General features: G+C 70.1%; 2 protein-coding genes. Both read left to right on the forward strand.

Translation table 11 applies throughout. From position 1 onward, the window contains the following. Positions 1 to 119 precede the first annotated feature (119 nt). Positions 120 to 6,875 (forward strand): non-ribosomal peptide synthetase, encoded by a 6,756-nt coding sequence (locus tag ABT025_RS13410; protein ID WP_350993266.1) that lies wholly within the window; start codon positions 120 to 122, stop codon positions 6,873 to 6,875. A gap of 68 nt (positions 6,876 to 6,943) precedes the next feature. Continuing rightward, the coding region (locus ABT025_RS13415; RefSeq protein WP_350993268.1) for a condensation domain-containing protein at positions 6,944 to 8,589 on the forward strand (1,646 nt) is incomplete at its 3' end.

Raw genomic sequence — 8,589 nt, forward strand, 5'->3', positions numbered from 1 at the left:
CCATGTTCTCCGGGCAGAAGTAACCAGTTATCTCGTCAAGATCGCTCTGCGAGCATCGAACTCGGCTGAGCATCCGAGGGCCTTCCGTTACGGGTCGACGACGAGGAACTGGTGGACGCATGACTACGAATCCGATGGTGCCCCCGGCGCCGGCACCCGGCCGGGAAGCGGGGCGTGAGCCGTTCTCGCCGGCCGAGGCCCGGATAGCCGACGTGTGGCGGTCCGTCCTCGGCACCGAGGTGCTGACGGCGGAGTCCGACTTCTTCCTGCTGGGCGGCACCGGCGAGCAGTTGGCGGAGATGTCCCGCCGGGTGGCGGAGGAGTTCGGCTCCGACTTCCAGGCACCTTTGGTATCGGGCCCCTTGACCGTACGGGCCGTGGCTTCGTTCCTCGCCGAAGAGGCCATGCAACGGACCCGCCGGCTGTTCGAGTCTCTGGACGGGGGCGACGAGGGCCTGGCCGATGGCACGGATGCCCTGGCTTCGTCGTCCGCCTCCGGCGACACCTCCGCGATCCCTCCGGCCGCCCGGGACGGGCGGCCTCTGCCCCTGTCGTTTGCGCAGCGCCGCCTCTGGTTCCTGGATCAACTGGAGCCGGGCCGTGCCGAGTACCTCATTCCCATGGGGCTGCGCATCAGCGGTCCGCTGGACGTGCCGGCGCTGGAGGCGTCGCTGTCCGAGCTGGTCGCACGGCACGAGGTGCTCCGGACCCGTTTCGTCACCGACGAGGACGGTACCCCCGGGCAGATCGTCGACGAGCCCCGCACCCTACCGATGGCTGTACACGACCTGCGGTCCGTCACGGACGGCAACGCCAGGGAAGAGGCCGCCCTCGCGCTCGTGGGCACCGAGGGCTTCCGGCCGATGGACCTCGCCACCGGGCCGATGATCCGCGCCCTGCTTATCCGGCTGGACGAAGAGGATCACCTGCTGTCCCTGACGATTCATCATGTCGCTTTCGACGGATGGTCGGTGGGGGTACTTTCGCGGGAGCTCACCACGCTGTACACCGCGCGGGTCACGGGCGTACCCGCAGGCTTGCCCGAACCGCCGCTGCAGTACGCGGACTTCGCGGTCTGGCAGCGTGCATGGCTCACCGGTGAGGTGCTGTCCGATCAGCTGGATTACTGGCGTGCACAGTTGGCGGGCGTCGAACCCCTGGAGCTCCCCACCGACCGCACACGCCCGGCGCTGCGCAGCGGCAACGGGGCGATGCTCACCTTCAGCATCCCCGCCGCGACCGCCGACGGGGCCCGCAGGCTGGCGCACGACACGCATGCGAGCCTGTTCATGACGCTGCTCGCCGTGTTCCAGGTCGTTCTGTCGCGCTACAGCGGCCAGGAGGACATCGCGGTGGGCACCCCGATCGCCGGCCGCAACCGCGCCGAGATCGAGGACATGGTCGGCTTCTTCCTCAACACACTGGTCATGCGGACCGACCTGTCCGGCGACCCGACGTTCACCGAGCTCATCGACCGCGTAAAAGACACCGCACTCGGCGCCTACGACCACCAGGACCTGCCCTTCGAGCGGTTGGTGGAGGAACTGGCGCCGCAGCGGGAGCTGTCGCGGAACCCATTGTTCCAGGCCATGTTCGTCCTCCAGAACACTCCCGACGGCCACTCCTGGGAGTTGCCCGGCCTCAGCATCCGCCAACTGGAGCTGGCCGCACAGGAATCCAAGTTCGACTTCTCCTTCTACGCGACCGAGGCTGCCGACGGCGGTCTGGACGGCACCATCGTCTACTCCACCGACCTCTTCGACGAAGCCACGATGGCGCGGCTCGCGGGACACTTCGAAACCCTGCTCGGTGCGGCTGCCCGCGCTCCGCACGCCCGGCTGTCCGCCCTGGAGATGCTGACGCCTGCGGAGCGGCGCGAGATCCTCACCTCGTGGAACGGCGCGGACACCGACTCCCCCGACGCCGTCACCGTGCACCGCCTGTTCGAGGACCGGGCAGCCGAGCGCCCGAACTCCCGTGCCCTCAGCTGCGGCTCGGATCACCTGACCTATCTGGAGCTGGACGAGCGGGCCGAGTGGATCGCCGCCCTGTTGCGTGAGCGCGGAGCGGGTCCCGGGACCCTGGTCGCCCTCTGCGTGGACCGGGGCACCGACATGGTGAGCGCACTGCTCGGCATCCTCAAGTCAGGTGCCGCGTATGTGCCGTTGGACCCGACGTATCCGACCGAGCGGCTCGCCTACATGGTCGGGGACAGCGGGGCCCCGCTGATCGTCACACAGTCCTCGCACGCCGGGCGGCTGCCCGCGGATACGCCGCTCCTGCTGCTGGAGGACACCTGGCCGTCGGATCTTCCCACCCGCCCCCGTGACGGCTCCGCGCCGGAGCCGGGGCCGGACGATCTGGCGTACGTGATCTACACGAGCGGTTCGACAGGGCGCCCGAAGGGCGTCCAGATCACCCACGGCGCCCTGCGCGCGCGCATGCGGGAGACCCGGCGACAGCTGGACCTCACCTGCGAGGACAGGGTCCTGCAGTTCGCGTCGATCTCCTTCGACTCCTCGGTGGGGCAGTTGTTCGCGCCGCTCGTCTCGGGCGCCTCCCTGGTGCTGCGCGACGACGCGTGGGACCCGGGGATGCTGGGGCAGGCGCTGCGGACCAACGAGGTGACGGTCGCCTGGCTGACCCCGTCGGCGTTCGGCGCGCTGGCCGCCCAGCTCGACGGGCCGGACGCCGTCGGCCCTCACCTGCGTCTGGTGCGGCTCGGCGGTGAGGCGCTCCCGCGGGAGCAGGTACGCCAGTGGTTCCGTCACACCTCGGTACCGCTCGTGAACGGCTACGGGCCGACCGAGGCGGCACAGGAGGCGGCGACGGCACGGATCACCGGGCCGGGCGACCACGTGCCGATCGGGCGCCCGGTCGCCAACGCGAAGGTGTTCGTGGTGGACCGCCACGGCCGGCCCGTCCCGGTAGGCGTCCCGGGTGAGATGTGGATCAGTTGCCCCGGCCTGGCCCGCGGGTATCTGGGCAGGCCGGAACTGACCGCCGAGAAGTTCACGGTGGTCGACGTGGACGGCACGCCACGGCGCGTGTACCGCACCGGCGACCTTGCGAAGTGGCACCCGGACGGGCATCTGGAGTTCGTCGGCAGAGGCGACAACCAGGTCAAGCTGCGCGGCTACCGCATCGAGCTCGGTGAGATCGAGGCAGCGCTGCTCACCCACCCGTCGGTCACTCTCGCCACCGTCCTGCTGCGCGAGGACGTACCGGGCGACCCGAGGCTGGTGGCGTACGTCGTCGCGAACCCGGCCGTCGAGGCAGGCACGCTGCGCGCCCACCTCCAGCGCGACCTGCCGGACTACATGGTGCCCGCGGCGTTCGTCCCCCTGGACCGGATCCCGCTCACGCCGAACGGCAAGACGGACCGCCGCGCACTGCCCGCACCCGCCTCCGACCGGCCCGAGCTGGGCGCCGCGTACACGGCTCCGCGCACCGCGACCGAGCGGACGGTCACCGAGGTCTGGGCACAGGTTCTCGGCATTGACGCCGTCGGCGTCGACGACGACTTCTTCGCGCTGGGCGGCCACTCGTTGCTGGCGACACAGGTCGTGTCGCGGCTGCGCCGGCAGCTGGGCGTCGATGTCCCTGTGAGGACTCTGTTCAGCGCACCCACCCCCGCGCTGCTGGCTGCGGCAGTGGCGGACCTCGACGATGTCGGCATCTCCCGCATCAGCGCCGTGCGGCGCGACGGTGACCCGATTCCACTGAGCTTCGCCCAGCAACGCCTCTGGTTCCTGGACCAGTTGGAGCCAGGCAGGGCAGAGTACCTGCTTCCCTTCGCCTACCGCGTCCACGGCCTGCTCGACGTGGACGCACTCAACACCGCTTTCACCGCGCTGGTCGCCCGCCACGAGATCCTGCGCACCCGGTTCGGCACGGACGAGGCGGGCTCCCCGGTCCAGTCGATCTCCCCGGAGCTGCCGGTGACGGTCCTGGTGCGGGATCTGCGTGCCGTCGCCGACGCCCGGGCCCGGGAAGATGCCTGTGCGGCGGCCCTTGCCGAGGACGCGTTGCGCCCGGTGGACCTCACCGCCGGCCCCCTGCTGCGCGCGGAACTGGTGCGCCTCGGCGATGAGGAAGCGGTACTGGCGATCACAGTGCACCACATCGCCTTCGACGGCTGGTCCGTGGGCGTGCTGGTACGTGAGCTGTCCGCACTCTACGCGGCGGCCCTGGAGAAGGGGCCGGTGCCCGCGCCGCTGCCGGTGCAGTACGCCGACTACGCGCTGTGGCAGCGAGCCTGGCTGACCGGCGCACCGCTGGAACAGCAACTCGACTACTGGCGCAGCCGTTTGGCGGGCCTTGAGTCGCTGGAGCTGCCGACGGACCACGCACGGCCGGCGGAGCGCACCGGCAAGGGCGAAGTCGTCCGGTTCTCGGTTCCCGCCGACGTCGCCGCACGTGCCAGGGCGGTGGCCGCCGAAGGCGGCGCGAGCATGTTCATGACCCTGTTGTCGGTGTTCCAACTCCTGCTGGCGCGTTACAGCGGACAACGGGACGTCGCGGTGGGTACCCCCATCGCCGGCCGGAACCGGACCGAGACCGAAGACCTGATCGGCTTCTTCGTCAACACGCTCGTCCTGCGCACCGACCTCTCCGGCGATCCGGCGTTCACCGATCTGCTGGCGCGCGTCAAGGACACGGCACTGGGCGCGTACGACCACCAGGACCTGCCCTTCGAGCGCCTCGTCGAAGAGCTGGCACCCGACCGTGACCTGTCCCGGAATCCGCTCTTCCAGACTCTCTTCGCGCTCCAGAACACGCCCGGCGCGGACGCCTGGAGTCTGCCCGGCCTGACGGCGGAACCCATCGAGTCCCCGGTCCGTGAAGCGAAGTTCGACCTGTCGATGTACCTCGCCGAGGCAGCCGACGGCACACTGAACGGCGCCGTCGTCTACGCCGGCGACCTGTTCACCGAGGCCACCGCACGACGGCTCGTGAACCACTTCACCCACCTGCTGGACGCGGCCACGGCGCACCCGCACACCGTGCTGTCCGAACTGGAGATGCTGGGCGCCGACGAGCGCCACCGGATCCTCACCGAGTGGAACGCGACCGAGGCTCCGGTCCCGGTTGCGGCCACCCTGCACGAGCTGTTCGAGGCTCGCGCGGCTCTCGCCCCGGACGACATCGCCGTCGTGTGCGGCAGCGACCAGCTGACCTACCGCGAACTCGACGAGCACGCCAACCGGTTGGCGCACCGGCTGCGCGCCGAGCCGGGGATCGGGCCGGACGTGCCGGTGGGCGTCTGCCTGGAGCGCTCCCCCGCCCTGGTGTGGACGCTGCTCGGCATCCTGAAGGCGGGCGCGGCGTACGTACCGCTCGACCCGGAGCATCCGGCGGAGCGGCTGGCGTACCTGGTGGAGGATTCCGGTGCACCGCTGGTCATCACCGACAGCGCACACGCCGGGCTGCTGCCCGAGGGCCTGGGACTGCTGACCGTCGACAGCGCTGCCGACCTGCCGGACTCCCTTCCGGTCACCGCTCCGGAGCCCGTCGCCGGCCCCGGCGACCTGTCCTATCTGATCTACACCAGTGGCTCGACAGGCCGCCCGAAGGGTGTCCGCATCGAGCACCGCGGCGTGGTGAACTACCTGGCCGGCATGCAGCAGGCCTTCCCGCTCACCCCCGGGGAGGGCTTCCTCCAGGCGACCCCGCTGTCCTTCGACGTGTCGGCGTACGAGATCTTCTGGCCGCTGTGGCAGGGCGCGACGGTCGTGCTGGTTCCCGGCTCCGACCGGCTGGACATGACCGAGGTGTCGCGGCTGATGCGGGCGCATCGCGTGGTCGGCCTGCACTTCGTCCCAAGCCTGCTGGACCTGTTCGTCTCGCAGGCACTGCCCGATGACTGCGCGCACCTGCGCTACGCCTTCGCGAGCGGTGAGCCCCTCCAGCCGACGCTGGTGTCCCGCTTTCTCGACCGCTTCCCCGGTGACCTGGTCAACCTGTACGGCGCGACGGAGGTCTCCGTCGACACCACGTACTGGCGGGCCTCGCGCACCGATCCCGGGGGCCCGGTCCTCGCGGGACGCCCCATGGTGAACCAGACGGTGTACGTCCTCGACCCGGACCGCCGCCCCGTGCCGACGGGGGTGCTGGGCGAGGTGTATCTCGGCGGTGACAGCGTGGGGCGCGGCTACCACGAGCGGCCCGAGCTCACCGCGGAACGCTTCGTACCCGACCCGTTCAACGGCGGCCGCATGTACCGCACCGGAGATGTCGGCCGCTTCACCGCCGACGGCGAACTCGACCTGCTGGGCCGCATCGACCGGCAGGTGAAGCTGCGCGGTGTGCGCGTCGAACTCGGCGAGATCGAGGCGGTGTTGCTGACCCACGACACAGTCGGGGTGTGTGCGGTGGCCGTCCGCGAGGACACGCCCGGCGACAAGCGACTTGTGGCCTATTTCGTACCCGTGCCGGGCGGTACGGCGGACGCCGGAGCGCTGCGCGGGTGGGCTGCCGAGCGGCTGCCCCGGGCCATGATGCCGTCCTCGTTCGTGATCCTTCCGGAACTCCCGCTCAACCGGAACGGCAAGGTCGATCACGCGGCGCTGCCGGCCCCCGACGAAAGTGACATCGCGGCGGGGTTCGTGGAGCCCAGGGACGAGATCGAGGCGGAGATCGCCGGGATCATGGCCGCGGTGCTCGGACTCGAGAAGGTCGGAATCCACGACGGTTTCTTTGACATCGGCGGGCATTCCCTCCTCGCCATTCAGCTCGTCAACCGCGTCGAGGCGGTGACCGGAGTCCGTATCGGCCTTCGCCGGCTCTTCCAGGCGCCGACGGTCACCGGTGTCAAGCAACAGCTCATCGAATTGTTCGACGCGCAGGAAAACGAACAGGAACAGGCCTCCTGAACTCAGCGGCCCGCTGCCCACACGCAGAGACCCGTTGCCCACACACATAGAAGAGGACGGACATCATCATGGGCGAGAACTCGATCGAGGCGCGGCTGCTGTCCCGTATGCGACGGCGAGCGGACGCGGACCGGATCGTACGCGGTGCCAATGAGGCCGACGGACCGCTGCCGCTGTCGTTCGCACAGCAGCGGCTGTGGTTCCTGGACCGCCTGGCCCCCGGAAGCGCCGACTACCTGGTGCCGATGGCACTGCGTGTCCGGGGTCCGCTGAACGTCTCGGCACTCGAGACGGCGCTGTCCGGCCTGGTGGCCCGGCACGAGGTGCTGCGGTCGGCTTTCCCGGCGGACGACGACGGCACACCGCGGCAGGTGATCACCGCGCCCTGGCCGGTCGAGGTCACGGTGCACGACCTGACGGGCGACGCCCACGCCGAGGAACGCGGCCAGGAGGTGCTGCGCGCCGAGGCGACCCGCCCCTTCGACCTCACGACGGGCCGGCCCCTGCGGGCGGACGCCGTACGTCTCGCGGAGGACGACCACTACCTGTTGCTGACGGTGCACCACATCGTGTCGGACGGCTGGTCCTCCGGCATCCTGGCGCGCGAGCTGCGTGAGCTGTACGCCGCGGTCCTGGCCGAGCGCGAGCCCACACTCCCGGAACTACCCGTTCGTTACGCGGACTTCGCCTCCTGGCAGCGCGATCAGCTCACGGGACCGGCCCTGGAGCGGCAGCTCGGTTACTGGCGCGAGCGTCTCGCCCACTCCACGCCCTTGGAGCTGCCGACCGATCACCCGCGTCCGGCACACATGAGCGGCGCCGGCGACGTGGTGACCTTCACCGTGCCGAACGAGGTCGCGGAGGGGCTGCGGAAGGCTGCGGGGCGACAGGGCGCGAGCATGTTCATGGCGCTGCTGTCGTTGTTCCAGATCGTGCTGGCCCGCTACTGCCGCCAGGACGACATCGCCGTGGGTACCCCGATCGCGGGCCGCAACCGGGCCGAGATCGAGGACGTCGTCGGGTTCTTCGTCAACACGCTGGTGATGCGGACGGACCTGTCCGGCGACCCGACGTTCACCGAGCTGGTCGACCGCGTGAAGGACACGGCCCTGGGCGCGTACGACCACCAGGACCTGCCGTTCGAGCGGCTGGTGGAGGAGGTGGCGCCGGAGCGGGATCTGTCGCGCAACCCGCTGTTCCAGACCATGTTCGTCCTTCAGGCGCCGGGTAGCGCCGACGGCGAGGCCTGGGCGCTGGCGGGCACGGACGTCGAGCAGGTGGAGATCGAGCGGGGTGTGGCCAAGTTCGACCTGACGCTCACGGCGGTCGAGTCGCCGGACGGACTGCGTGCTGTTCTGGAGTACCGGACGGATCTGTTCGAGCGGGCGGCGATCGAGCGGATGGCCGGCCACCTCGGCACGCTGGCCGCCTCCGTCGCAGCCACCCCCGACGCCCACCTGTCCGAACTCAACATGCTGACGGTGCAGGAGCGGCAGGAAATCCTGGTCGACTGGAACGGGGTCAGCGGCCCCTACCCCGATACCGCGACCATCCACTCCCTCATCGAGGACCGCGTCACCACCGACCCCGACGCCATCGCCGTCACCCACGGCGACCAGCAGTGGACCTACACACAGATCAACAACCGCGCCAACCAGCTCGCCCACCACCTCCGCGCAACCGGCATCACCCCCGACACACTCATCGCGGTCTG

Origin of the sequence: Streptomyces sp. NPDC002809 (assembly GCF_040295435.1) — a bacterium.
Taxonomy (GTDB): Bacteria; Actinomycetota; Actinomycetes; order Streptomycetales; family Streptomycetaceae; genus Streptomyces.

Coding starts and splice junctions, on each gene's coding strand:
- ABT025_RS13410 (WP_350993266.1), top strand. CDS start 120: ATGACTACGAATCCGATGGTGCCCCCGGCGCCGGCACCCGGCCGGGAA.